General features: G+C 40.1%; 21 protein-coding genes. 13 read left to right on the forward strand and 8 right to left on the reverse strand.

The window, feature by feature from the left end:
* Positions 1-10: 10 nt before the first annotated feature.
* Positions 11-1213 (forward strand): Ca2+-dependent phosphoinositide-specific phospholipase C, encoded by a 1203-nt coding sequence (locus DFQ12_RS00560; RefSeq protein WP_120257088.1) that lies wholly within the window; start codon positions 11-13, stop codon positions 1211-1213.
* A 1098-nt stretch (positions 1214-2311) separates the two neighbouring features.
* On the opposite strand, the gene DFQ12_RS00570 is transcribed toward DFQ12_RS00560, so the two are convergent.
* On the reverse strand, positions 2312-2731 hold the full coding sequence (locus DFQ12_RS00570; RefSeq protein ID WP_120257090.1) for a luciferase domain-containing protein: 420 nt from the start codon (positions 2729-2731) through the stop codon (positions 2312-2314).
* A gap of 3 nt (positions 2732-2734) precedes the next feature.
* A complete protein-coding gene (locus DFQ12_RS00575; RefSeq protein WP_120257091.1) occupies positions 2735-3661 on the reverse strand; it encodes an SRPBCC family protein in 927 nt (308 codons plus the stop codon).
* Positions 3662-3920: 259 nt separating this feature from the next.
* On the opposite strand from DFQ12_RS00575, the gene dinB reads away from it, so the two are divergent.
* The 5 genes from dinB to DFQ12_RS00600 all read left to right on the forward strand — a co-directional run bounded on the left by dinB (position 3921) and on the right by DFQ12_RS00600 (position 10962).
* Positions 3921-5165, forward strand: a complete 1245-nt coding sequence (gene dinB, locus DFQ12_RS00580) for a DNA polymerase IV (protein ID WP_244211647.1) — start codon at positions 3921-3923, stop codon at positions 5163-5165.
* Entirely contained in the window at positions 5146-8082 is a 2937-nt protein-coding gene (locus tag DFQ12_RS00585) for a DNA polymerase III subunit alpha (protein ID WP_120257092.1), read from the forward strand. The genes dinB and DFQ12_RS00585 overlap by 20 nt, the downstream gene beginning before the upstream one ends.
* A gap of 243 nt (positions 8083-8325) precedes the next feature.
* On the forward strand, positions 8326-9417 hold the full coding sequence (locus DFQ12_RS00590) for a hypothetical protein (protein ID WP_147420302.1): 1092 nt from the start codon (positions 8326-8328) through the stop codon (positions 9415-9417).
* An 87-nt stretch (positions 9418-9504) separates the two neighbouring features.
* A complete protein-coding gene (locus DFQ12_RS00595) occupies positions 9505-10164 on the forward strand; it encodes a SanA/YdcF family protein (protein ID WP_120257094.1) in 660 nt (219 codons plus the stop codon).
* A gap of 3 nt (positions 10165-10167) precedes the next feature.
* A complete protein-coding gene (locus tag DFQ12_RS00600; protein ID WP_120257095.1) occupies positions 10168-10962 on the forward strand; it encodes a hypothetical protein in 795 nt (264 codons plus the stop codon).
* A 337-nt stretch (positions 10963-11299) separates the two neighbouring features.
* Here DFQ12_RS00600 and DFQ12_RS00610 read toward each other — a convergent pair whose 3' ends face one another.
* From DFQ12_RS00610 to DFQ12_RS00620, 3 genes are all read right to left on the reverse strand, one after another.
* A complete protein-coding gene (locus DFQ12_RS00610) occupies positions 11300-12841 on the reverse strand; it encodes a protein adenylyltransferase SelO (protein WP_120257097.1) in 1542 nt (513 codons plus the stop codon).
* A gap of 119 nt (positions 12842-12960) precedes the next feature.
* Positions 12961-14589 carry a SusD/RagB family nutrient-binding outer membrane lipoprotein gene (locus tag DFQ12_RS00615; protein ID WP_120257098.1) on the reverse strand — a complete coding sequence of 543 codons (1629 nt, stop codon included), beginning with the start codon at positions 14587-14589 and terminating at the stop codon, positions 12961-12963.
* Between the two features lie 11 nt (positions 14590-14600).
* The gene (locus DFQ12_RS00620; RefSeq protein ID WP_120259167.1) at positions 14601-17651 is read right to left on the reverse strand and encodes a SusC/RagA family TonB-linked outer membrane protein; all 3051 of its coding nucleotides are present in this window, start codon (positions 17649-17651) and stop codon (positions 14601-14603) included.
* A gap of 516 nt (positions 17652-18167) precedes the next feature.
* On the opposite strand from DFQ12_RS00620, the gene DFQ12_RS00625 reads away from it, so the two are divergent.
* A complete protein-coding gene (locus tag DFQ12_RS00625) occupies positions 18168-18767 on the forward strand; it encodes a hypothetical protein (protein ID WP_120257099.1) in 600 nt (199 codons plus the stop codon).
* A gap of 104 nt (positions 18768-18871) precedes the next feature.
* On the opposite strand, the gene DFQ12_RS00630 is transcribed toward DFQ12_RS00625, so the two are convergent.
* Positions 18872-19855, reverse strand: coding sequence for a type I glyceraldehyde-3-phosphate dehydrogenase (locus tag DFQ12_RS00630; RefSeq protein WP_120257100.1), 984 nt, complete (start codon positions 19853-19855; stop codon positions 18872-18874).
* A gap of 579 nt (positions 19856-20434) precedes the next feature.
* On the opposite strand from DFQ12_RS00630, the gene DFQ12_RS00635 reads away from it, so the two are divergent.
* From DFQ12_RS00635 to DFQ12_RS00655, 5 genes are all read left to right on the forward strand, one after another.
* Positions 20435-21352, forward strand: a complete 918-nt coding sequence (locus tag DFQ12_RS00635; RefSeq protein WP_120257101.1) for an endonuclease/exonuclease/phosphatase family protein — start codon at positions 20435-20437, stop codon at positions 21350-21352.
* A 232-nt stretch (positions 21353-21584) separates the two neighbouring features.
* Entirely contained in the window at positions 21585-21998 is a 414-nt protein-coding gene (locus tag DFQ12_RS00640; RefSeq protein ID WP_120257102.1) for a MarR family winged helix-turn-helix transcriptional regulator, read from the forward strand.
* Positions 21999-22007: 9 nt separating this feature from the next.
* Positions 22008-22436, forward strand: coding sequence for a DUF1330 domain-containing protein (locus DFQ12_RS00645; RefSeq protein ID WP_120257103.1), 429 nt, complete (start codon positions 22008-22010; stop codon positions 22434-22436).
* Between the two features lie 7 nt (positions 22437-22443).
* Entirely contained in the window at positions 22444-23334 is an 891-nt protein-coding gene (locus DFQ12_RS00650; RefSeq protein WP_120257104.1) for an alpha/beta fold hydrolase, read from the forward strand.
* Between the two features lie 155 nt (positions 23335-23489).
* A complete protein-coding gene (locus DFQ12_RS00655) occupies positions 23490-23798 on the forward strand; it encodes a hypothetical protein (RefSeq protein WP_147420303.1) in 309 nt (102 codons plus the stop codon).
* Here DFQ12_RS00655 and DFQ12_RS00660 read toward each other — a convergent pair.
* Together DFQ12_RS00660 and DFQ12_RS00665 are read right to left on the reverse strand one after the other, a co-directional pair.
* Entirely contained in the window at positions 23793-24293 is a 501-nt protein-coding gene (locus DFQ12_RS00660; RefSeq protein ID WP_120257106.1) for a GNAT family N-acetyltransferase, read from the reverse strand. The two genes, DFQ12_RS00655 and DFQ12_RS00660, sit on opposite strands and share 6 nt — an antisense overlap.
* A gap of 7 nt (positions 24294-24300) precedes the next feature.
* Positions 24301-24894, reverse strand: a complete 594-nt coding sequence (locus tag DFQ12_RS00665; protein WP_120257107.1) for a hypothetical protein — start codon at positions 24892-24894, stop codon at positions 24301-24303.
* Between the two features lie 378 nt (positions 24895-25272).
* Between DFQ12_RS00665 and DFQ12_RS00670 the strand changes: the two genes are divergently transcribed.
* Positions 25273-26487, forward strand: coding sequence for a DUF3472 domain-containing protein (locus DFQ12_RS00670; protein ID WP_120257108.1), 1215 nt, complete (start codon positions 25273-25275; stop codon positions 26485-26487).
* The last annotated feature ends 44 nt before the right edge of the window (positions 26488-26531 follow it).

Here is a 26531-nt window from a genome sequence, read left to right on the forward strand (position 1 = left end):
TATAACAAATATGGAATTCAAACAGATTATCCTAACAACGTTGTCCACCCTGGTACTAGGTACTGGAGTTATTCATGCTCAGCAATCCGAGCTTCCACAGCTTAATGCATTAAAGATCAATCAGATTCAGGTGCTTGGTACGCATAATAGTTATGCTAGGCCTGTGGATCCACGTCTTGCCGCCTATGCTGACCCTATTTTTGCAAAAATGATGGAAAAGATGACCACATTAATCCCCGCGGACAAGCTTGCGTCATTTAAGGAGTTTCATCCAAATCCGATGACGATGAGCGAAGGGTTGAAATATGATCACCCATCTTTTGATGTACAGCTCGACAGTGGTATTCGGAGTTTAGAAATGGATGTTTATTATGATCCCACAGGACATCGTTTCAATAAGCCCGCTGGGTACGAGGTATTAAATAACATGGGTGTTTCGGATCTGGCGCCCTATCAAAAGGAAGACTTGGAAAAGCCAGGTTTCAAGATGCTCCATATTGCAGATTTTGATTTTCGATCACATTATGCTACTTTCCGAAGCGGCTTGAAAGCGTTAAGAAATTGGTCCGACAGACATCCCGGACATCTTCCGATCTTTATTATGGTCGAAGCAAAGGACAAAAGCATACCAATCTTTCCAAATAGCGCTGAGGTTCTCCCTTTTGATGAAAAGGCATTCGATCAGCTGGATGCCGAAGTTGTCGAAATATTGGGAAAAGATAAGCTTATTACCCCAGATGATGTACGTGGAAAGTATACCACCTTACGTGAGGCGGTGCGTTCGGGCAACTGGCCGACCATTAAAACATCCCGTGGAAAATTTGTTTTCTTGTTACTTCCGGCCACTGCTGGAATGAACCTTGAATCTGCTTATGTTAAAGACAGACCCAATCTTGAAAAACGTATCATGTTTGTACAGTCGGAACCCAATGATAGTTTTGCATCTTTTATCCTGTTGGACAATGCGCTAGTTCGTCAAAATGAAATTCAAAATCTTGTAAAACAAGGTTATATTGTTCGTAGCCGTTCAGATATCGAAACCTACGAAGCAAAGATCAATGACTATAAGAGGGCAGATGCGGCTTTTAATAGCGGAGCCCAGATTATATCCACCGATTTTTTTAGACCAGGTAATGGTTACCATACATCCTATTATGTGAAGTTGCCTCATGGCAACCCCGCTCGTTCAAATCCTATCAATGGAAGAAAGTGAAGCGTAGATGCGCAGAAACAATAAAAATAAAGAATAAAATAGTACCGTTTCAATAGCGAAGCGGTACTTAGGTTGACGATGTGAACCCAAGAGATTATTGCCCCATCGTTGTTTCAGATTCCAGGATAACCAAGTAACGCTATTGATTAAATTTTTATTTACTGGCGTAATAACAACTTTGACTGTAAAGACGCTGTAAATTTGCAGTCGAAAGCCAGCAATATTTTGTGAGTATAAATTGTTTGAATTGGTAGAATGCTACAAATTCAACTCCTGAATCGGAGCGAATGGGATTCTCGGCCACGTAGTTATGTGCAATTTGATGTACCCTTTTGCAGATCAGATTGCATTCTTCCTGTTGTTGCTTATTTAGATTAGGAAATTTAATTTCCAGCCTTTCATTTATAGGTTTTAACCAATTTTTCCCAAATTCCATGGATAGTTGGAGTCCATAATTTAATATTTCTATTGATAGATTCATTTGAGCCATAAATCATAATAAGTTTGTTGATCTAGTTTTGTTTTTGCTCGCTATAGACGCTTACTTGTATAGGTTTTTGATTAGCTTTTTATACTATTTCTAAGATAGCAATTTATCCTTAAAAACGTATTTGTCATCTTTGTAACAATTCAAACGAAAGCCTATGTATTCACATTTCTGGAATAGCCCATTTCAAGACTATGTCGTTCTTGAAGCCTCTTTTTCACGCGGAATGGACTCTATTGACTTATAATACATATAACCAAAGTGTTCTACTTTCTTTATTAAAAAGAAGATTTTAAACGATTATATTTATCTTGTGATTGCCGGCTGCCATACATTGATTCTAAATGAAGAAAATCAAACATTGGACGACTACCTAGTTTTAAAGACCAGAAATGTGATTACCTTTGAATATTGGGTTTTGTTCAAATTAATAATAAATTATGTTAAGTTATATCGCAGCGATTGGCCTAGTTTTCTTGGGAATAATGCTTAAATATTCCTCTCAAGACAGTTATAGTCCATTACGAAAATATTGGATTTTTTTTACGATTGGAGGGTTGTTGTCCATACTTTATAACCTATTTCAATTACTTTAGGTGATATACAAAATTCTACTGTTGTTTGGCACGGTCGTAAGCCTTGTTCAAGAGATAACATCCATAGCCTACGTCTTGTTTATTGTGAAGCTGAAAACTTATCCATCCTGAATTTTTAAATACATGATGATCCTTAATTTTCCCTTCAAATATCAGCGATTGTTTTAGCTCTTTATTTAATAAGATATCCAATAAGCCATTACTGTGTACATGTGCAAACTCTTTTCCTTTATAATTAAACTGAGTCCCACCATATTTATGTATTCCAATCGTAGTTTCGGGCATCTGCGCCATATCTTCCTCCAGTTCGTCGATCCAATCCAGTAATTCAGGTTTGGTAACAAACATCCAAAATCTCATGAGACTATCAAATATAATGGCGACTAAAGGGATATCCTTTAAAAAGCCAGCTTTTTTCACTACAAAAGAAAACATAGACTATCTCTCGCTTAATAATTTAATATGCTTCATTACTCTAAAATGAACATTCCTGGTAATACTTTCCGCCCAGAGATCATAGTACCAAGTAGGGAAGACATGAAGGTTATACCAACTGTTCCCCACAAGGGTGGTGGTGCCATTTCCATTGTCCTTCAATATAAATTCACCTCTTTTTATATCGATATGTCCCATAATTTCAGGGTCTTTGGGTTGATCAACGATATCAAAAATTAGGTTTTTATTGATATCAAATTTTACAATCTTTTCATCGAAGATATATCCATTGCTAAAAATGCATTTTCGGTTTGCACCCAGTTTATGCTCACTTACCGTTGTCGCCATAGGGCTGGGCATCCCTATTTTAAAGAGCCAATAGTTTTCCTTCTGGTAGATCGGATCAAAGGCGACCACGTGCTGCCACACCTCTGCTGGAGTCGCATGAATCAAGATCTCATCAGAAACCATATTTTCGTGATAATGGTCACTTAGGGAGTCAACAATAAAAACTCCAAGTAATAGGCTCACAATGCTTATATTCAATTTTTGATTTCTCTTTTTAAACATTGCCCTTCCAATAAAGGCGCCCGCGATAATAAAGCTAAAAATAAGAGGCGAAACAATTAGGAGACAGATAAAGCCCTCACCTAGGAAGAAAAAACTCATTGAGATCGCAATAAGACAGTTCACGACAGAATGTCCCGTGATTTGTTTTCCCCTTATCCTAGTGTCTTTCCAAAACCAAGCAGTGATAATACCCATCAACATTGGAATAATCACAAACTCTGAAAAAACAAGTATACCTGGATCTTTGGGCATCAATGAAGACTGGATGCCAATGACTAGGAATGCGAAAATGTTGGCTGTCAAAATTCCTTGAACTGTTTTGGAATTTACTACTTTATATAACGTTTCTTTCAAATTCATTGTATTCGATCGTTGGTTTTAGTCTATTAAAAATGAGGTCTTTAGTTAAAACTGTAGCGTTGTCTGCATCCCTTTACAATTTAGTAAGAATTTAAGAGATTGATGATCTTAAATTACGATACCCATAATTTTTTCGTAAAAACCAACCGTACAATCTTATTTAAATCAATATGCCTTATAAATTATGTGGTTGATCCTGAGTGTGATAAAAATTAAATCAATCTCCTGTATTGATTATTTGCTAATAATATTAGTAATTTTGAATACAACAACCACCGAAAATAAAAATCGTGCGGAACGGCTGGATAGCGAATTGAAAAACATGGAAAGGAGTATAGTACATTGTGATCTAGATACATTCTTTGTATCTGTCGAGCGTTTGCAGAATAGCAAGCTAATCGGAGTGCCTGTGCTTATAGGGGGGAATAGTGACCGTGGGGTAGTTGCTTCCTGTTCCTATGAGGCCCGTAAATTTGGCGTACATGCCGCTATGCCGATGCGGCTAGCGCTACGTATGTGTCCCGAAGCTATTGTGGTGCGGGGTGATCATGATATGTACAGTCAGTATTCCAGTATTGTGACGCAGATTATCGAAGAGGAGACACCCATTGTTGAAAAAGCAAGTATAGATGAGCACTACCTTGATGTCTCCGGAATGGACCGCTTTTTTGGCTGTTGGAAATGGACGCAGGAACTTCGCCAGCGGATTATCAAACAAACAGGATTGCCTATCAGCTTTGGACTATCCGTCAACAAGACCGTTTCTAAGATCGCGACCGGCACAGCCAAGCCTTGCGGTGAAAAGCAAGTTCAAGGCGGAAGCGAAAAAGGATTCCTAGCTCCACTGTCCATCCGCAAGATCCCCATGGTCGGTGAAAAATCTTTTACCCTGCTGCGCAATATGGGGATCTCCAAGATCGGAACCTTACAGCAGATGGAAGTATTCACGATGCAGAAAGTCCTCGGCGAGAATGGGATTAATATCTGGCGTAAAGCCAATGGTCTGGACGATTCACTGGTCATACCTTTTCGTGAGCAGAAGTCCATGTCCAAGGAGAACACCTTTCAGCAGGACACCATCGATATGGATGTACTCCGTCGTACCCTGATCAGCATGGTCGATACACTGGCTTTCGATCTGCGGAAAGATCAGAAGCTAACGAGTTGTGTCACCCTCAAGATCCGCTATAGCAATTTCGATACCCATACCCAACAGCTGCAGGTCGGTTATACCAATTCTGACCGAAAGTTAACGGAGGTTGTACTTTCACTTTTTAAGAAACTCTATAGCCGCAGGATGCTGATACGCCTTATCGGGATCAAGTTCTCCGGACTAATCTACGGTTCCTATCAGACCGACCTCTTTGATGATAGTGCCGAAGAGGTCAACCTGATGCAGGCGATGGACAAGATCCGAAAACGTTATGGTGCCGAATTTCTGATGAAAGGCATCTGTGCACCACTACCGGAGAAAGGAGGGGAGCATGCTCTTAAATCTACATAGTTACTTTAGCTTACGCTTTGGTACACTGAGTCTGCAGGATCTTATCTCGGGGATGCGGGCAGGCGGTTATGATACCGCAGTGCTGACCGATATCAACAACAGTTCTGGGTCGCTGGATTTTATTAAAATGGGACGTGAAGCTGGACTCAACCTCCTTGCGGGCATGGAATTCCGTGCTGGCGATCAGCTTTGTTTCGTCACCATCGCCAAGAATGAACAGGGATTCCGGGAGATCAACGAATACCGAACCAAACTCAATAGGGAAAATCGTGCCACACCCGCGCGTGCACCTGAGTTTGAACAGGTCTTTGTGATCTATCCCTTTAGCCGGATCAATACATTTCAATTGCGGGACTTTGAATACATTGGTATCCGCCCGAGCGAGCGTACGCGGGCGCAACTGCTGGAGCGCAAGCTGCTTGACCGCTGTGTCATCCTGGCACCAGTTAGTTTCCGCCGAGCTGATTATACCCTGCATCGGCAACTGCGAGCTATTGACAACAATCTGCTGATATCCCAATTGGAAAGGGAGCAGGTCGCTGCTGAAGACGAAGTTTTTGTTGCTAAGGTCAAGCTGATGCAATTATTTTCCGAGTTACCACAACTGCTGGCCAATACCAACCGTATAATAGGGCAATGTTCCTTCAGTTTTGATTTTACAAGTGTCAAGAATAAAGCGACCTTTACCGACAATCGGTACGACGATAAGGAATTGCTGCACAAGTATTGCATGGAGGGCTTTGCCAAACGTTATGGACGGAATGATGGCATCGCTGCCGATCGAATACAGCGCGAACTTGAAATCATTGAAAACCTGCGTTTCTCGAGTTATTTCCTTATTACCGATGATATCTGTCGGCATGCGCGTAGCCGCAGTTTTTATTATGTAGGTCGTGGGTCAGGAGCCAATTCTGCTGTGGCCTATTGCCTCGGGATTACGGATGTTGATCCCATAGCCCTCAACCTTCCTTTTGAGCGTTTCCTCAATCCGAAGCGGAAAAGTCCACCCGATTTTGATGTCGACTTTAGCTGGAATGAGCGGGACGAAATGTATACATATATTTTTAACCGTTATCAGACCGGCCATACCGCATTGATGGGTGCCATGAGTACATTTCGGTCGCGTAGTATCCTGCGTGAACTCGGTAAAGTATACGGTCTTCCCAAAGCAGAGATCGATCGACTGGTGCACGAGCCCGAGCATATGCTCAATAAAAATGAAGTGACCAACACCATTTTGAGCGTGTATAATCGCATGGCCGATTTTCCCAATCAACGAACCATTCATGCTAGTGGAGTACTGATTTCCGAGGAGCCACTGACATGTTATTCCGCCATGGACAATCCACCCAAAGGACTACCCACCATGCAGTTTGACATGTATGTTGCCGAGGATATCGGTTTTGAAAAATTTGATATCCTTTCTCAGCGCGGCATCGGCCATATCAAAGATTGCCGTACCATCGTTCGGGAGAACCTAGGCGTTGTCATTGACACCGACAATCCAAAGCGCTTTTTCGAGGATGACAATATTGCCGCACAACTTAGATCCGCTAATACCATCGGCTGCTTCTATGTCGAAAGCCCGGCCATGCGACAGCTCCTGACCAAACTCCGCTGTGATGATTACTTGACCTTGGTAGCGGCCTCATCCATTATCCGGCCGGGTGTAGCCAGTTCAGGCATGATGGGTGAATACATCCGTCGCCATCACGATCCCAGCACAGTAGCCTATCCACATCCCGTATTTAAGGAGCAGCTCGAAGAGACCTATGGGGTGATGGTGTATCAGGAGGATGTGATGAAAATCGCCAATGCCTACGGTGGCCTTGATATGGCCGACGCCGATGTGCTACGACGTATGATGTCGGGAAAATATCGCAGCAAAGATCATCTGATTGAGATCGAGGACAAGTTCTTTTCCAACTGCAAAACCAAAGGCTATGATGAAAAAATCAGCCGGGAGGTCTGGCGGCAGATGGAAAGCTTTGCCGGATACTCGTTTAATAAGGCACACTCGGCATCCTATGCCGTAGAGAGTTACCAGAGCCTGTTTCTTAAGACCTATTATCCCTTGGAATTTATGGTTGCGGTGCTCAACAATTATGGCGGTTTTTACAATCGTAAGGTCTATGTTAATGAAGCGCGTGTATCCGGTGGAACGATCTGTCTTCCCTGTGTCAACCAGTCGATTTTCAATACCTTGATCCAGGGTAAGGATATCTATCTCGGATTCGATTGTCTGCAGAATCTGGAAGGGAGATTAGCCCATCGGATTATCACCGAGCGTGAGCGCAACGGAGCTTATCAGAGCATGGGGGACTTTGTCAAAAGGATGCAAGCGGGCCTTGAGCAGGTCATTATTCTGATCCGTGTCGGTGCTTTGCGGTTTACGGGTCTAGGGAAGAAGGAATTGCTGTGGGAGGCCCACCTGTTGATGAGCAGACACAAACCCGCTGTGGTAGGTATGGTCCTGTTTGAGACGGAGAGCCGCAAGCCGATTCTTCCCCCTTTGGAAGAAGATATCTTGGAGGACTATTACGATGAGATGGAGCTGATCGGTTTTTGTGTGACAGGGACACTCTTTGATCTTGCCAAAAGCGATTACCGTGGTGATATGCCATCCAAAGAACTCCATCTTCACGAGGGTAAAACTGTACGCGTTGTTGGCGATTTTATCTGTGAGAAGTTTGTCAAAACCAAGCGCAGAGACCAGATGAAATTCGGAACCTTCCTGGACGCTGAGGGGCATTTCTTTGATACCGTACATTTTCCACAAACACTCGTAAAATATCCCCTAAGAGGAGCGGGGATCTATCTGATCGAGGGCAAGGTCATCGTCGAATACGGATGCCCATCCATTGAAGTGCTCCGCTGTGCGAAGATGCCTTTAAAACCCGATCCGAGGAGTGAGTAGTTTTTTGGCAAACGCCTACGAATGATAATTTATCTCCGGCGAATTATAATTCGTCCAATTTCCTAGAGTTTTTACAGCTAAATTTAAGCGTAAAATAAAGTTCAAGTCTTTAACGATTACAATGGCTGTTAGCTTAAAGCAAAACTTATTTAAAGAGAAATAGCAAGCTTCTAAATGGAAATTATAGGATAAAATTTAATCGCAGGATTGATGAACAAAAGAACTTGCTTTTCAAAAAATAAAATGATGAAAAAAATGGTAATTTCTATCGTAATAATTCTAGTAGCCTATGCAGCCATACAGAGCGGTTCTGTTATCAATTTATCACCAAGTTTATTGTGGAATAGAGCCAAGTATAAAAAGTTTGCCGAGCTGCAGGAAAAATTGCAATGGGATAATTTTTTGATGTATAGGGTAACTCAAAATAGTAATGGTAGCATTCGATATTTCCCCGAAAAGAATTTTTTCTTAATAGCGAGCTCTCCTTATTTTATAAAAATAGATCGTACTGGAAATAAGGTTTTTGAACTAGAAAACAGTCCAGAATTAAAGTTTTTAGACGCCATAAATTGCTATGTAACTACAGAAGATGGTATTTACGATTTTTCGGCAGAAAAACCCCATATAGAACATTTTGCTGAGATCTTAAATACAGACAGTACTATTTCAGACAAAGTTTGGGTTGAAGATTTTTTTGGTAAATTTTACAACACATCGGATGCTGTATTGTACAGCTATCATACCGAACTGATCAGTAGAGAGGCGGTATATTTTCGTCAGAATGGCAAATGGATAAAACTTTATACACCTAAATCTTCATCATTTATTTATGCAGAAGGTTCAAAAATACAATGTAAAATAAATAGGGAACAAATTTTGCCGAAATGGCAGTATGAGCACTTTCTGAAAGATGTGCAAAACGCAACCTACTCAAATGAGCTCAGGTATACGGATGCTTACATCACACCTTTTAATTCGGACAATACGTTTTTCCCTGACCAAAAATTGGACTATACCAACAAAGGGAAGGTAAAAACACAGGCTTTTGCAAAAGAAACTTACACGACTGAGGGGTATTTGAATCCAGGTATTCCCAACGAATTTTATGGAACAGCATATTATGACTTAGCAATTGAAAACACGGTTTTGAATTTTAAAACCGTGGCTAATAGAGCATCTTTTGGAGGCGACATAGAAACTTATCTGCATGTATTCGAATTGCCGGCTAAATATGCTGCTAAAAGTAATGTGCGTTTTTTGACCTACGATTATAGCACCAATTTTCACGAAAACAAGAAGCAGGGCGTGTATATTATTAAAAATATTGGGAATTAATAACAGTATTTTATGAAAAAATATCTGTTCCTTTTGCCGAAGACATAAAAGAAACCGATTTTTATAGATCCTTGTAAAATCAAGCACATGAAAAAGATTAAAAAGTTCCTTTTACCAGTTATCATCCTAGGCCTAATAGCGCTAGCTGTCGTTTTGGTAACCAACAGCAACGTAACAGCCGAAACCGAAAAGGCGATTCTCACCGAACTTAAAGATGTGCCAAAAACGAAGGTAGTCATCATTTTTGGCGCTGGTATAAACGGCGATCAACCAAGTAGGTATCTAAAAGATCGGCTGGATGCTGGGATTTCACTGTACAAAAATAACAAAGTGGATAAAATATTGCTGTCGGGAGATAATGGAAGAGATGAATACGATGAGCTTACAGTAATGAAATTATATTGTCAGAAAAATGGCGTCGATACCACAAAAATTTACATCGACTATGCTGGGTTTGATAGCTATTCGACCATGTACCGTGCGAAACATATTTTTCATGTTGATACAGCAATTTTGGTATCTCAGAAATACCACCTGAATAGATGTATTTACCTAGGTGATAAATTGGGTTTAAAATCATTGGGTTATAGCGCAGATAGGGGCGTTTATCCAGGTTATAAATACTATGCATTTCGGGAAAAACTATCCGTCACCAAAGCCGTTTTGGATATTATAAGGGGCAGAAAACCAAGGTATCTAGGTGAGCCAGTTGATATAGACGGAAAATCAAATTATACAAAAGAATAGCTTATGAGATACCTTCTTTTCTTTGTACTGCTCGTGTTTGTAGGCTGTAATCCTATCCCTCAAAAAGATAAACACCCAGATGTGCCCCAACTGATCGAATTGCTAAAAGATGAAAGCAAGTTCAGAAAAGTGACTGATATGACTGGAGTAAGTAGTCTAGTTTTTTTTAACGACGACAGAATACTTTTAAAACCCGACAACAGCAATTCGCCCCTAAAGATTATTGATGTAAATAAAAACATACTCTTTGAAAAGATTTACAACTGGGAACAGCCATTTTACATCGATAAACAGGGGAATTTATATTTCAACGGTAAGAAGTTTTTCTATCCGGATTATGGAAAACAAGAAGATTTCAAAACGGTGGTTGTCGCCGATAGTTTACGCAAAAAATCGGAAGAATTGAAAGATCTGAATGATAGCTTGCAGATGGACGCTTTAAAAAAATACGAGGTAGAAATGTTGAAACCATATGGGCTCAAACCTTGTCCCTACACGATCGTAAATACCGAGCGCTGTGATGTATTTCGAGTGATCAACCAGACTTTGGTCGTTAGACAAACAGATCTTTTTAAAAGCGAGCTTGATATAGCAAAAACTGAAATCCCTAAATTCGATGACGATGTTTTGATTGGTTGGCGCAATGGCAAACTGCCCAGTCCGGATTATTTGGCATATTACGAACTGAAAAAACAACGCTTTAAGTGCGATGATATGACAGTGCCCAAAACCGTAACCTTAAAAGGCAAACAGTACTTTTTTGCCCCTAGTTTGGGGTTGTACCAAATTTTATTTTAATGCGGTCAATTAAAATAAAATGCTATTGAAAGACCTTTGCGAATGACACTATTTCAACTTGCTCACATCAAAAGTTTTGGGCATTTTTTCTGTTTTAGCCAGCTCTTCTCTTCCACACTTCCTGATCAGCCAAACTATAGCTCTATAAATCAAGTAGAGGAAAAATAAAGTTACAACAAGACCGATAATTGGCCAAAAAGTCATTAACCATAGATTGAAATCAATTGTATGCATCCCCACAGTTAGCTATTTCTTTATTTTATTAAAAAAATAACTGTACGGACAGGTCCTGAGCGACTCTCGAATTTATAAAAAGACTACAATTCATTAACTTTTGTTATGAGCTACATGAAAGCGTAGAGCATCCTGCGGTGTCATCATAGCTGGAAGGGCGCTTCACAGAAAATTCCGGAAATAGTTCTTGGTATGGATTTTCTAAAGCCTGCGTTAGTTTAGTTAGCATTTCTGTTTTCCCGTTACTAATTTCTTCGATACACTGGTAAAGCAGGTAGTTTCTCAGTATGAATTTAGGATTTGTCGTTTTCATTAATTCCAGGGATTCTTCCCTTGAAATTGTATTTGAATGCAGACGAGATTGGTACTTTTCAATGAAGTCTTCAAGTTTTCTGAGCTTTTCTTCATTTAAAACAGTATAAGCTGCCGGGCTGAAATATTCGTTTAAATCCGTATCTGGAGTTATTTTTTCTAATTGATTGAAGAATAACGTATGATCCAATTCCAATTCTTGCATGATGCCCTGCCAGTTGCTGAAAAACTCATCATCCTCTTTTCTGAGCCCATCAAAACCAAATTTTTTGCACAGCATTTTGTCATGGGCCTCCCAAAAATAAACGCCAAAATTATTTAGCGTGCTTTCCAAGAATTTTTCATCATTGATTATTGGCTGAAGGGCATTCGCTAGTTTCCAGAGGTTCCAGTGTGCAATCTGTCCCTGTTTTCCAAATGCATATCTTCTGCCGGGAAGATCTGTTGTATTCGGAGTGAAATTTAAATTATACTCATCCATCATGGAATAGGGACCATAATCAATCGTTAAACCTAAGATCGACATATTATCTGTGTTCATTACACCATGAACAAAACCTACTCTGAACCATTCTACCATTAAGTCTGCCGTCCTGCTACATACTTTTTCAAAAAAATCTTTATATTTCTGATGATCGGATGTAATAATTTCGGAAAAGTAATTTTCAATCGTAAAATCAAGCAGATCCTGTAACAGCTTGTGTTCACCTTGAGCAAACATCAATTCAAAATGTCCGAAACGAAGGAAGCTTTCAGCCGTTCTTATGACTACGGCCCCTTTTTCGTATTGTGGATTTCCGTTATACATGATATCCCGAATAACATCTTCTCCAGTAAAGGCCAGGCTCAAAGCTCTGGTAGTGGGTACGCCTAAGTGATACATCGCTTCACTCATCAGGTATTCGCGTACAGAAGACCGCAATACAGCCCTTCCGTCTGCACGTCTTGAATAAGGAGTTGCACCGGCTCCTTTCCACTGGATCTCTGTTTTCTTACCCGTAGCATTGGTAATTTCCCCAGCGAGAATCGCTCTTCCGTCTCCCAGCTGTCCTGCCCAGTTGCCAAATTGATGTCCGGCATAAGCAGTGGCATAGCTCTGAATATTGTCGGGAAGCTGAGATCCCACCAGAAAATTAAGATCCTTTTCTTCAAATTTTCCCAGCCCTATTTCTTCAGATAGAGCCTCGTTAAAAGCAATTAGTTGGGGATGGTCAAACCCGGCAGGTTTAATCGTAGCAAATAAAACTTTTGGCGTGTTTCTCTGCATGGGATTATTGGAAAAATCTCCGGGAAATTTTTTGAGGAAAGGTTGTCCGATGTTTTCGATATTCATACCCCAAAGATATTAATTATAAAAGATAAGACCCTCCAAATTATTGAAAGGTGAATTTTTAACATAACAGCCGGTAATCCACCGACTATTATGTTAAAAAAATGAATGAGAAAGTTCTTCTAAAAATGCTTGTTCACCACATCCCACCACAGTCGTGTACCACCATTATCAGGACCGTTCAAAAGCTGTACAGCGGCTGTGACAGACTGATTATTACTATCATACTCGCGTTGCGGATAAGGCATGCGGCGGATACCTGGAATTGTAGGTATGGTGTTCCCGCTGAAATTTACAATGTTAGGAAACAGAATGGGATAACCTGTACGACGGTATTCTGCCCAGGCTTCATCACCATCGGGAAACATAGCGATCCATTTTTGTGTTATGATCCGCTCAAGTTTCCTATCATTCGAGTCTCCGTCCTCCCAGCGGATAGTCATCGTGCTCAAATAAGGAGAGCCAATAGCTACGTTATTTTCACCAGCTTTAATAGCTTTTGGGTCAACATACGCTTTGGGTTTGCTCGTGCTATTATTCTTATAAGCCGTAACCTGGCTGCTTAGCCCATACATTTCGAAGGAACGGTCTATACCGGTTTCGTAGTTGGTCTTTGCTGTTCCTGCATTGGACCAGCCACGCAGCGCAGCTTCTGCTTTCAAAAACCAGCTTTCAGCAGCGATCATTAATTGCATCTGATTCGGAAAAGCCCGGAGCTTCGAATAATTTTCATAACGGCTTTTGCCATCTATATTTATACCTGAGCGTATTCCTTTATACTGCCCAGCTACCAGGGGATCCGCTGCCGGGTCAAATAATTTTGCCATGCGTGGATCATCATAGCCACCGAGTATGGATTCTACGGGCGCACTCATGCGTGTATCACCCCATGCGCCAGTGATGGTATTTAGCGGGTGATCCGTACTGAGCCCGATAATGCAGTTGTCGGCGTTTACCTCGAGTAGTCCACCATTGGCAGGATTGAGTGCTTTTTCACCCTCCGTTTTTGCAATATTGGGTGCTATGGCAACGATACGTATCGCCAGCCGTAGACGCAGCGTATTTGCATAGCGTAGCCAGCGCTTATAATTATCCGCTGTATAAGCCATATCAGACTTGGCCATTGCTGCGGATTTTGGATTATTCTGGATATCTTTTAAGATCGTTGTCGCCGTATCCAGGTCTAAAAAGAAGTTTTTGTATGCATTTTCCTGCGAATCGTAATCGATCTGTCCATTTTCATTTAGCACATTATATTTGCTGTAAATAATGGGGCCAACTTTGTCACTGGTTCGATGCATAGCCGATACTTTTAAAAGTTTGGCAAAAGCGAAAATATCCTGAAGCCGTTTATCTTGACGGCTGTCGCGTTCCACACGGAAAAGCGGGTTCATGGCTTTGATGTAGCGATCTACAAAAATAGCCTGATACCAGCCTGGTACTAGGCTATAGGTAACGTTATTCGCGTTTCCGACGAAGGGAGTTGGGGGAGTAAGATATCCCGCATAGGTGTCACTGCAGAGGTTATTGGCCAACTGATATTCACCGACGTTTTCGGGGATAATGTCACGTTGTGCCTGCGCCAAAAATGAGGCGACCAGTGCATAGTCAGCATTTGCTTCTTCGTCCGTTACACCTGCAGGATTCGTGTTTAATTCAGTGAAGTTTTTGGTACAGCCCGTTAGCAAGCAGGTAGCGAGCAAGATGCAGATCAATCTGCTATAAGGGAAAAATTTGATTGTGTTGTCCATGATCTACGTTATTAAAAGGATACCTTGAGATTTAAACCATAACTACGGGTGGTTGGAAGGGCAAAGCTATCGTAGCCCTGGCCTCCGACACCCGTGGTTGTATTGAGTTCAGGATCATAAGGGGCATCGTTGCGAAAGAAAAATAAGTTCCGTCCTGTCAGTGATATGGATGGCTGCTTGATGCCTTGCCATTTAATAGGAAGCTTGTAGCTTAAAGCAATTTCACGCATCCGAATATTTGTGGCGCTGTAAAGCTGACCTTCGATGATACCATCACGGTTGCCTACTGCACTGTAGTAGGCCTGTGCCGGAAGAAGGCCCTCCCAAGCTGTGCCATCCATTTTTACAGCTGCAATGTCAACACCGCCGCGATCCCTTGCTGCTGCACTTTCTTCGCTTACACCAAATGAATTGAGGTAACCGTCAGTGATACTGATTACTTTTCCGCCGAATCGGCCGTCTATTGTAAAGCTCAGACCAAAATCTTTGTAAGTAACATTATTGGTCCATCCCACAATGGCTTTAGGCGTATTATTGCCGATATATCCCGCAGGAGCGATCTGTGGCCGACCATTGTCATCAACGATAATTGTCCCGTTTTGATCGCGCTTAAACATAGGAGCCCAGAAATCACCAAAGGAACCGCCAAGGCGAAGGACATTGAAATTTCCGCCCAGAGGGTAGGTATTTCCGAGATTGGGAGCTAATTTTAGTATCTTATTGCGGTTGGCGGTAAAATTGAATCCCGTGTTCCAGTTAAAATGCTCTTTTTTGATAGCAGTCACGCCTAAAGCCGCTTCAATACCTTTATTTTCAACATTTCCAGCATTTAAAAATACGGTCGTGTTAACAACACCCACGGGTCCTTGATACTCAAAATACTGATCTCTGGTATTGGTTTTGTAAAGTGCGATATCCAGATTGACACGGTCTTTCCAAAAGCGGCCTTCATAACCTAATTCGACACTTTTGCTAATTTCTGGTTTCAGTGGTATTCCTCTATAAGGTCCTGATACATTTGGTGTTAAAATACCTGTGTTTAAGGTGTTTACAGGGATTGTGCTATAGGCGGCAACATCGTTCCCAACTTGTGCGAAGGATAAACGGAGCTTACTGTAGGTAATGAAGCTTGGCAATTTGAATAATTCATTCAGTACGGTTGATACACCCGCCGACCAATAAAAATAGCCCTTATGCTCCTTGGGTGTATTAGCCAGTGTAGAAGCCCAGTCATTTCTTGCTGTTAAATCGAGGTAAACTTTTTCGCGGTAGCCCAAATTTGCCGAAGCAAATAAAGATTGGATCTGCCGACGTGAAATCGTTTCAGTCGCGGATTGCATAGGAGCATCACGATAGATATTGCTCATCAGAAATTTATTGGCCACGGCGAGCCTAGCCAGGTCTAAAACGGTACCATTTGAACGTAAATCATTGATTGAGGTACCCGCTGTAAAATTTAAATCAAGCTGCTCGGCCCATTGTTTATTACCGGTCAATAATAGATCTCCATATAAGGCCGTGCTTTCGCTTCGATCGGTATTGTAACGACCATTGTCGCCAAGTTTACCATCGATTGGTAGACCTGACAATACGCCCTGTGTTCCAGCATATATGCGGCGTTCCCAATGATCCCAGCGCTTGTTCAAGGTTCCGCGGGCACTTACAGACAGCCAGTCTGTCAAGACATAACGGAATTGAGCCTGCCCGATAATATTATCCCTTTTTTGATCCGTAGGAATACGATTGAGCACCCAATAAGGATTTTGCTGATGATGTGTTCCGGTCAGTTTAGCGTCTGCATTGATATTCCACCAATCCTGCAAATAGAAGTTGCGGCTTTCGGAGAAATATTCGAAATTTTTGTACTTATCAAAATCCTGTCCTCTCGGAAACAAGTATAAGCCGGCTATCGGACTGAAGTATAGACCTGAGGAAGGACGGTTATGAATATTCTGACGCGAATACATCAGACTTCCATCAAAGAAGAGTTTATCGTCAAAGAAATTCATCGAATTTCGAAAGGTGGCGCTGTGCTGCTTAAACGTATTGGTCGGCAAAATTCCCTTGTTGCTTGTATTCGCATATGAAAAATAATTCTGTATACGATTGGTTCCGCCACTCAGTGCCAAGGTATTGATAAAGGTTGTTCCGGTATTGTAGAAATCTTTTACCGGGTCAGCGAAGGTACCTTTTTCACCCCAGCTTTCCTCGCTCGAAGGAGTGGTCTGCCCATAGCGGTATTGCAATTTGGGGAGGTAAAACGCCTTGTCAGCTGTGAAACCACTGGAGAGATCAATTTTCAAGTTTCCTTCAGCCCCCTTTTTTGTGGTGATCATAATCGCACCATTTGCCCCCTGGCTGCCGTATAATGCAGAGGCCGATGCACCTTTTAGGACATTGATACTTGCGATATCATCCGCATTCAAGGTACTCAGGATATCACCACGGTCCGTAGCTCCGCCGAAGGCACCATCGTTGCCACTACCATTTGTATTTGTGATCGGGAGACCATCAATGACATACAAAGGCTGGTTGTTGCGGTTTGATTTAAATCCGCGCAGCACAATATTCACGGATCCACCCATGCCTGACGAACTGCGGTTGATCTGCACCCCCGAGACTTTACCGGTCAGGTTATTCATGGGATTGACATCCTTTACTTTGGTCAGTTCGTCACCTTTTACGACCTGCGTCGAATAGGTTAGACTTTTGGCCTTACGCTGAATACCTAAAGCCGTGACCACGACCGTCTCCAAGGAAGACGATTTGCTCGTCATTTTGATGCTGATGTCGTTTTCTTGTGCCGTTATGGTACGCCTTGTATCTTCATAACCAACCAGTGTAACCAGCAGCTTGACTGCACCCTGCGGTACATTTAACGTAAATTTCCCTTGATCGTCAGTTGAGGTTCCGACGTTGGTAGATTCAAGGCGGACCGTTGCACCTCCCAAGGGTGCATTAGTGGCGAGGTCAACAAGGCTTCCTTTTAGCACCCGTTGTTGACCATGGGCTAATGGGATGATCACTAGCCATAAAAGTAAAAAAGACAAGATTTTACTCATAATCATGTAATTAGAAATTGGTTAAAAATTGTGTTTGACCTAAGTAGATGAAGATGCAAACGCCTACAAGCTGAATCAACTTTAGCATTGTTTATATAAATGTAAAGAAAAAGTTACATAATAAAAAAGACTTTTTTTGAAAATTTTTAAGCATTAAAATCGATTGATAATCAATCTTATAGGGCAGGGATTTTCATTAAGAATACCTATCTGCGGAGCATACTTAGGAGTAAGAGGAACCACTTTTGAGTGAAAATGGTGTCGTTCGGCACTAGTTTGAGAATAAGGAGTGCCCTTAGTTATTTCAGCCGATATCTTAGGCAAGATTCCCATAATTATTTCGTTTACCGAAATGAATGGAGGGGCAATGCGAGAAGCGATGCGGAATAGCCATAGCAAGATTATAGTCAAAATCAATTCGGGTGAAATTATCTAGGGGGATTAAACATCATATCTGAAGAATTGTGTAAATTCGAGAGTGGGCTACACCTTAGCAAAGCTATATACAACAAACAAATGAATATTTTTCTAAAAGCACTTTTAATTTTATGCGGGATTGGCTTTGTAATTTTTGTCGGTTTTATGGGGATGATGATTGCCGCTTTTGGTGGCTTTGACAAAGATTATTCCGTATCGGAACTTAAAGAAAACTTTGAGGAAAAGAAGGCAGAAATTTATGAACTCAAAAATTACATAAACAAGATAATTCCGCCCGACAAATTAGTTGAGATAGAATTTGAGGACAACAATACTTTAGGTATTTTTCACGTAAAAGTGGACGATAATTTTGAAAGTAATTGGGACGTAAAAATTAATTCGAGTAAAGCAGACACCTTATTACAAAAACTGGGTTGGACGACCAGAACTTTAAAAACTCTTAAAGAGAAATTGGATAAAGCAAATTGTATTGGTATTACAAGTGGAGAACCTTGTCAAATAAGTTTTCAAAGAAGTGGCATGGGAAGGTATTCTTTCAATGTTTTTGACAAACCAATTCCCGATAGCTTAAAAACGAGTTACAATGACGGTTGCAGTTACATTATGGTAAATGACAAGCTTGTGTTAGAATATGGTGGTGGTGCAATAGGAGGCGATTGTTTTTATAATTTAGAGTAGATTGATTGTAAAAGTTGAGCTAATTCAAAACACCTAACTATAAAAGATAAGACCTTCCAAATTATTGAAAGGTCTTGTATGTTCAGCTTTTCATTGCTATTGCTCTAAATAGCTTGAATTTGTCTAATCATTTGATTGGTAAATCCCCATTCGTTGTCATACCAGGCCATCACTTTTACAAGATCACCATCGACAACTCTTGTCATTTCCAGATCAACTGTCGCTGCAAACGGACTTTTGATGATATCGGTAGATACCAGTGGTTCATCTGTTACTGTTAGTACCTTTTGATAGCGATCAGTTTTGGATTCATCGATCAAAATTTGGTTTATCTCTTCGATTGTTGTGGATCTTTCAGCAATAAACGTAATATCAGATATGGATCCCACCGGAACAGGCACCCGAACTGCTATGCCGTCAAACTTTCCAGCGTATTGCGGAAGTGCTTTTGTAGTTGCTATTGCAGCACCGGTAGCGGCAGGAGCGAGGTTAATTCCTGCAGCCCTTCCCATACGCGGTTCTTTTTTTGAAGGAGCATCTACAAGTGCCTGCGAAGCAGTATAACCGTGTGTGGTATTCAGAATTGCTTTTTTGATTCCAATCCTTCTTCCTAATATTTCGATGATCGGACTGATATTGTTGGTCGTGCAGCTTGCACATGAGAAAACAGAAACCTTTCCATCTTCGGTATTTACACCATGGACAACAGTGGGCGTATCTTTGGTTGGGCCCGAGATCACTACAAATTTTGCTCCGGACGTCAGATGTTTTTCAGCATCGGCTTTGTTCGTGAAAATACCTGTACTTTCGATGATGATATCGGCTTGAATATCTTTCCAGGGTAATTTTTCAATTTCCCTTATGCTCGTATATTTAACAGCTTTTCCATCGACTACAAGTGTATCTCCCTCGATACGTACATCTTTTTCATATTTACCATAATTACTGTCATATTTGAGGAGGTAGGCAGCGTTTTCGATACTCATCAGATCATTGATTCCGACAACCTCAAGGTCGGCAGTTTCTGTTATTATTTTTAAAGCGGCGCGTCCGATGCGGCCAAATCCATTAATAGCAATCTTTTTCATAACATTCCTTTTAATTCTGTTTATATTTTTTTCTATTTAATGTATTGTCTAAGTTCTTCTATTTTCCGATAAAAAAGATTGACATTGGTCAAGAAATTCCCTTTGCTAAAGTCACTGAGTAGTTTTTACTGATTATTAAACTGTCCATCGTTTTATAGCTAGGGTAATGGAATTATTGGAAAGTCACTGTTCAGGAAAAACCAAAGATAGCTGCTGCTATTAGTTATTTAATATATATGTAATATATTGATTATAAAGGTGTAAAACCTGATTTCATTTATCATTTTTTTATCAAAAGTTGACAAAAACAGTCTAAAACCGCAATTCGACGCATCTTTGAAAATGTATAAAGCCCACAGATGGAATTGACATAAAAGATATTTGCAGATCATTATTAAATAATTATGTTTGTACATAGTAAGCCGTTTCCCATTTCTATTTCTGCTAATATCAACTTTGGTTATAAAATGGTGCTTTTTTCGAATTTTATATGTTTGTACATATTTATTTTTTGATTAATCTTGGCCCTACAATACATTTATGAATCTTCTAAAATTTTTAAATTAATAAAGACAGACAATGAAGTTTACTATGCTCTTTTTAACATTCGCATTTATTTGTTTTAACTGCGAAGCTCAAAAGAAACCCGAAACCTTTAAGGTGATGGCATGGAATATATTGCACGGAGCCAATGATAGCAAAGACGGCAAAGCCCATGCGGTACAGATTATAAGAGAAATAAATCCGGATGTCATATTGATGGTGGAAACTTACGGTTCTGGTAAAGAGATAGCCGATTCCTTAGGCTACAATTTTCATTTAATTGCTCCAGAAGGAACAGCCTTAAATGATAAGAAAGTTAATTTGTCAATTATATCAAGATATCCTTTTGGGGAACGAATTGATACTGAATTTCCTTTTTTTCTGGGCGGAAGAGAAGTTATCATCCAAAATCAAAAGATCCGGTTTTTCTCAAATTGGTTTCATTATTTACCATGGGAAAATGAGCCCGAAAAGTTGGGTAAAACAGCCGAAGAACTTCTTGTTTGGGAAAGGTCGGGCGCCAAATACGAAATGATCCAAAAGGTATTGCCCTATCTAAAAAAGTATACTGCACAGGCAGATTCAATACCCATGATCCTTGGGGGAGACCTGAATACACCCTCTCATTTGGATTGGGGCAAGAATACCAAGAAAATTCACAATAATCTGGTGGTTCCCTGGTATTCGACAAAAGTATTGGCAGATATCGGATTGCTGGATACGTATCGAACCTTGAACCCAAATCCCGTCACACATCCGGGTATAACATGGCATACCAAAGGAGAAAATGATGACCATCGGATAGATTATATATTTTACAAAAGTCCGAAGTTAAAAGCCATAAAATCCGAGTCTTATCAAGCGTTTTTTAATGACACCATAAAACTGAATGGCAAAGAAATTTTATACCCTTCTGATCATGGTTTTGTCGTGACAACATTTAAAGTAAGGTAAAAGGGGCATAATCACATCAGCAATACAACCCAATTATATATTCGTATACCTGTTCAATTTGCTATTATCATTTAGACAGTATCGTTGGAATAAAGCCATTGAAATGACGATACCTAAAGGCTGTTTTGGCAAGATCAAATAATAGAAAAAACATCATTGCGTGGCTGATTAAAAAAAATACATATATTTGCAATATACTTGATTAGTCAAGTATATTGCAAATATCATAGTCATGGAAATAAATACAATTCTAAACATCATAAAAATTCAATCTGTCCTTACCAAGAAGTTTGACGGTTTGAGCCTGCATGGAATAAGTCTTACAGACTTTATGATCTTGCATATTTTAAGCAAAGCCCCCGGCAATCGTTTAAAAAGAATAGATCTAGCAGAAAATACTGGTTTAACTGCATCGGGAATTACGCGCATTATTTTACCGTTGGAAAAAATTGGGCTTGTTGAAAAGGACAGTAATGAAAGGGATGCCCGTGTAAGCTATGTTAAGCTCAGTACAGCCGGAGATAAAGTTTATAAGGAGGCGAGCGTTACGGCAGATTACATTTCCAAAAAACTGTTAGATGGAATGGCGGCAGAAGATCTGGAAATTTTCTCAAACCAGCTGAAGTCATTGGGCGGTGATATCTAAACATTAATTATGAATATCGACAAAAAATATTTACATCCCACTTACGAAGCCGGCCGGGATCTTGCGCTAAAAAATATTCAGGGATCAATTGTAAATTTAAATCTGATACGTTTGAAGGAAATTGCAGATTATTCCGATTTTCCTAAGATTGCACCTGTCAGCAAAATTTCGGGATATGATGCTTTTATGCAATATATACAACTGGCCAAACCATTTGTAGAACAGGGGGGCGGGGAAATACTTTTCATCGGGAAAGGGGACCACTTTTTGATTGGTCCTCAGGACGAACAATGGCATATATGCATGCTGATCAGGCAAAAAAGCGTATCGGACTTTTTCGCATTTGAGCAAAATCCGGGTTATATGCAAATTGTAGGACATCGTTCCGCCGCTATCTTGGATTCAAGACTTTTACCTTTGGAAATTGCATTACTGTAAATTATTTATGGGATATATTGAGCTGAAAAATGCCGCCATCTATTATGAAATATATGGCGAAAAAAATAGAGAAACTATTGTGCTGGTCAGTGGATTAAATACCCAAATGACACGTTGGGAACTTTCATTTTGTAATCAACTTGTAGAAGAAGGATTTCGTGTGATTTGCTTTGATAACAGAGACTGTGGAAAAAGTACTTTTACTACCGATGGAAGCAACGATATCCATAGCTTTTCTCTGAATGATTTTTTACAGCATCCCGAAAAACATACTGCTCCTTATTCCTTAATGGATATGGCCGATGACATCGGAGATCTACTACATTCACTGGGCATTCAACGTGCACATATTGTCGGGCGATCAATGGGGGGAATCATAGCACAGCTATTTGCATATAAATACCCCGCATTGACCAAGACGTTGATTTTATTAATGTCCTCATCCTTTAATCCTGCTCTCCCGAAGGCAGATGATGCTTTGATAAGAAAAATGACAAGCTCAACCACAAGTTTTAAAGATAATAAACCAACTTTCATAAAGGAAAAAATCGACTTTATGAAAGCTATCTATGGAAACCAATTTAGTTTTAATGAAGAAAAGGAGTGTGCGCTAATTATCGAGGACGAGTGCCGAAAGTCATCTCTGATAAAACCTTTTCGTCAGATCATTGCCCTTGTAAGCTATAAATACGACCCAGATGTCCTACATAGTCTCCATGTGCCGACATTGGTGATACACGGCGATCAAGATCCGCTATTTCGTACGGAACATGCGGTTGATTTAAGAAATAATATTCCTAACTGCGAGTTGATCCTAAAAAATGGAATGGGACACGCTATACCAGAGGCATTGTTTCCGTCATTGATAGAGGATATTTCAGCTTTTATCACTAAATAATTCAATAACAGTAAAGAATTGACCTCTTCCCACAAAATGGGAGTATTATCCTACTTTTCGGTATTTCCCCTGTTATTATCGAACGGAATACTGGGCAATATTGTAACTTTAACCGTAGGGATTGAAGATGTAATGCCTTTAAAATACAAGTTGCTTTGATAAAAAATATACATCATCAAATATTGGAGAATTATTTTAAAAGGGCGATCGATTCCTATCACAGCTGTATCGAACTAGAAGAGAATTCTTGTTTATTTAATGAAATAGCTAAATCTGCTAGTGATGTCCAACTTGAAAGGGATTCGATAAAATTTTTATATAACGATATGCGTAGTGAGAACTATGTCATCGAAATCCGGTTGAATCTGTTGTCAAAAGAGTCAAATGTCGGCTATTATGCATTGATCCTAAATGAAGAAAATCAGGAATTGGACGATTACTTAGTTTTCAATCAATTTTTATAATGTTAACATATAACTTTCGGATACTTTTTCAAAACCATACTTACTGAAAAAATGATGCGCACCATGATTATTGACGCCACTTTCCAGCATGATAAAACTAACATTCCAGTTTTTGGATTCCTGTATTACGCCTTCCAACAGTTTGCTTCCAAGAGACTGGCCTCTGACAGATCCATCCAAAAGCATGTCCTCTAACACCGCATATTTTTTAAAAGGGCTGCTGATCACAGTAAGAACAAGCATGCCCACAATTTTTCTAAGCTCGTTTTCTACAATCAGAATCTTAAGTTGGGAAGTCCCGCTATAATCATAATCGTTCATAAGCTGTTCTGTAAATACAGCTCTGAGATCAGGGTTCCAATGCTTAGAATCGATGGCTCTGCCATACATGATTTCACTGTGTGAGATATAAGAATCTGTTTTGTGGGCGATAAAGAAATCTACAAGTTCTTCAACACGTGTTTTATCCGTCAGCCATTTCGTTGTATAAGTCATGAATGTATTATTTTAAATTTTTTAATTCTTCCAGAAGTTTGTTTTGTTTATTAATGAAATGATCCAGACTATCTTTTTGTAAAGGATGTGCATGTTGGTATTTTTCAATTTCAGGGAGCGTTTTTCTGATTTTAAAAGCGGTATAGAGGCTTGTCAAGGTCTCACTATTTTTGTTGATCAGATCCATCCGTTCCTTGATATTTTTTACTTTAAGATCGTACTGGTCAGAACTGGCTGTAATTTCCTTTTCTACCTGTTGCCTGACTAATGAATCTGTGATAGATTTTGTCTGCTGATGAGCATCCTGATAATATGAGGTAGAGGTGTTAAGTATATTTCTATAGACGGCCAAAGTTTTTTCGGTTTCCTCGAAGGTGTCTACTATTTTGGTATTGAGCGCCGTCAGATTTTTATCATTTTTAATCAATTTAAAATAGATACTGTTTACAGTTACTTCGTCGCCCCGATAACTTTTTAGGGAACCGGAAACTAAAGAGCCTGCATTATCTATTACGTTGTCTGCAGGGGAATCATCAGCTTTATTTTCTCTGCAGGAGAGAATAGATAATGCCATGACAGAAGCAAAAAATATTTTTTTCATACGCTATTTTTAGTGGTTTACAATTCATCATATCCCATTGACTAAAATTAATCATTTCAATTCTATCACTGGCGATTAAAAGATATAATTTTATTTACTTATCGCATTTTGCGAGCGGTTGATGTGGTAGAGAAATTTATTAAACTAACTTGCTGTAATTTTATCCTTGATCGGATCTTTGGACACTTTACGTTGGATAAACATTCCGTGATGCAATCCGAACCCGATTTAAAGATTCATTCTGTTACACATAAGATTATGCAATCGATTTCGTTTAGGTGAAGTTTTATAATCTCAGATTTTATAAATAATTTATTGTAATGACGCTTTTTTAACAGCAGTCAGACTTGTTAACTAATTTTAATAAAACTTGTAATTATGATAAAAGCCTCACAATGTGCGATCTTATTGAGTGTTCTATTAAGCAGTTCTTGTTCTAAAAGTACCAGACCCGATTTAAAACTGAAACAATACAACAGCCAAACACAAAGCGACAAAGACTTGCCCAATTTGAACCTGTCGGGAAGTAATGCTGCACCCTCGCAACACCTAGTTTATAGGTTTAAGAATGACGCTGTCTTGAAGATGCATAAGATTAAAATTACCAATACCGCCAAGACCGAATACTTTTCCGTACACAATTATCAGGGGGGCTATGCTGGATTGCAAGATACACCCGATCAGAATACACCCACACCTTATACCTTGATTGCATCTTTGTGGGATCTCAATACCAGTGCTGCGAACTATGCTTTTTATTCTTACAAGGCACCGACAACAGTGGCAAGTCGCTTTGGCGGAGAAGGGGATGGACAGAAAACCGTCAACCCTTACGGCTGGGAATTAAACACCTGGTATAACGTGGTTCTGCGTTCGTGGAAGGAGAATGGAAAAATTTACATTGCTAACTTTATCCGTAATGAAGCGACAGGGAAGTGGTTTCATACGTCAACGATTGGACGACAAGCAGAATCCGGATTTTTGGGTGTTGGCAATGGCGCGTTTCTTGAAAACTGGGTAGGAGATAATCCTTCATGGGATGGTAGATTTCATCGCAAAGCATTCTTTAAAGATTGTTGGAACTTAGGTGTAGACAACGTTTGGGAGAAATCTACGAGTCGGTATTTTTCAGCGAATGACAATGACGCCGGTCGTAATGGTTATTTCGATCGCGCCTTTAATGCCGGATATGATGCGACAGAAAATGCACATTTTATGGAGCATGGTGGTTCCGTAACACCAGATGCCGCTTTTGGGACAGGACGTACTTTAGATTTGCCGGAGCAAGCTAATCAGGGGACCGTTCCAACGCTAACGGCACTTAACAGCAGCAATGAATCCGCAAAATATCAAAGTAATAAAGTCATTGTATCCTGGGCGGTTAGTGATACCGGTTCGCCACAGCTAAGTTATAAAATTGAACTACTCGATCCTAATGGGGTGGTACTTGCAAATAAAGAATTGATTAGGCCAGAGAAACGTGCCGATACGTTGAATAATACCTTAGCCACAGGTAACTACAATGTTCGTCTGACCATTACAGACATTTTCAATAAGCAATCCACTGCGAAAACAGTTCGCGTGCTGAAATAGTGCAACTTGCTAAAAGCAGAAAAGCTGTAGGATCCTACGGCTTT

It is taken from the genome of Sphingobacterium detergens (assembly GCF_003610355.1).
Taxonomy (GTDB): domain Bacteria; phylum Bacteroidota; class Bacteroidia; order Sphingobacteriales; family Sphingobacteriaceae; genus Sphingobacterium; species Sphingobacterium detergens.

What these genes read in the sequence shown, in the direction of transcription:
- DFQ12_RS00560 (WP_120257088.1), top strand. Translation starts at nt 11, where the DNA reads ATGGAATTCAAACAGATTATCCTAACAACGTTGTCCACCCTGGTACTA.
- DFQ12_RS00570 (WP_120257090.1), bottom strand. Translation starts at nt 2,731, where the DNA reads ATGTTTTCTTTTGTAGTGAAAAAAGCTGGCTTTTTAAAGGATATCCCT.
- DFQ12_RS00575 (WP_120257091.1), bottom strand. Translation starts at nt 3,661, where the DNA reads ATGAATTTGAAAGAAACGTTATATAAAGTAGTAAATTCCAAAACAGTT.
- DFQ12_RS00585 (WP_120257092.1), top strand. Translation starts at nt 5,146, where the DNA reads ATGCTCTTAAATCTACATAGTTACTTTAGCTTACGCTTTGGTACACTG.
- DFQ12_RS00590 (WP_147420302.1), top strand. Translation starts at nt 8,326, where the DNA reads ATGATGAAAAAAATGGTAATTTCTATCGTAATAATTCTAGTAGCCTAT.
- DFQ12_RS00595 (WP_120257094.1), top strand. Translation starts at nt 9,505, where the DNA reads ATGAAAAAGATTAAAAAGTTCCTTTTACCAGTTATCATCCTAGGCCTA.
- DFQ12_RS00600 (WP_120257095.1), top strand. Translation starts at nt 10,168, where the DNA reads ATGAGATACCTTCTTTTCTTTGTACTGCTCGTGTTTGTAGGCTGTAAT.
- DFQ12_RS00610 (WP_120257097.1), bottom strand. Translation starts at nt 12,841, where the DNA reads ATGAATATCGAAAACATCGGACAACCTTTCCTCAAAAAATTTCCCGGA.
- DFQ12_RS00615 (WP_120257098.1), bottom strand. Translation starts at nt 14,589, where the DNA reads ATGGACAACACAATCAAATTTTTCCCTTATAGCAGATTGATCTGCATC.
- DFQ12_RS00620 (WP_120259167.1), bottom strand. Translation starts at nt 17,651, where the DNA reads ATGAGTAAAATCTTGTCTTTTTTACTTTTATGGCTAGTGATCATCCCA.
- DFQ12_RS00625 (WP_120257099.1), top strand. Translation starts at nt 18,168, where the DNA reads ATGAATATTTTTCTAAAAGCACTTTTAATTTTATGCGGGATTGGCTTT.
- DFQ12_RS00630 (WP_120257100.1), bottom strand. Translation starts at nt 19,855, where the DNA reads ATGAAAAAGATTGCTATTAATGGATTTGGCCGCATCGGACGCGCCGCT.
- DFQ12_RS00635 (WP_120257101.1), top strand. Translation starts at nt 20,435, where the DNA reads ATGAAGTTTACTATGCTCTTTTTAACATTCGCATTTATTTGTTTTAAC.
- DFQ12_RS00640 (WP_120257102.1), top strand. Translation starts at nt 21,585, where the DNA reads ATGGAAATAAATACAATTCTAAACATCATAAAAATTCAATCTGTCCTT.
- DFQ12_RS00645 (WP_120257103.1), top strand. Translation starts at nt 22,008, where the DNA reads ATGAATATCGACAAAAAATATTTACATCCCACTTACGAAGCCGGCCGG.
- DFQ12_RS00650 (WP_120257104.1), top strand. Translation starts at nt 22,444, where the DNA reads ATGGGATATATTGAGCTGAAAAATGCCGCCATCTATTATGAAATATAT.
- DFQ12_RS00660 (WP_120257106.1), bottom strand. Translation starts at nt 24,293, where the DNA reads ATGACTTATACAACGAAATGGCTGACGGATAAAACACGTGTTGAAGAA.
- DFQ12_RS00665 (WP_120257107.1), bottom strand. Translation starts at nt 24,894, where the DNA reads ATGAAAAAAATATTTTTTGCTTCTGTCATGGCATTATCTATTCTCTCC.
- DFQ12_RS00670 (WP_120257108.1), top strand. Translation starts at nt 25,273, where the DNA reads ATGATAAAAGCCTCACAATGTGCGATCTTATTGAGTGTTCTATTAAGC.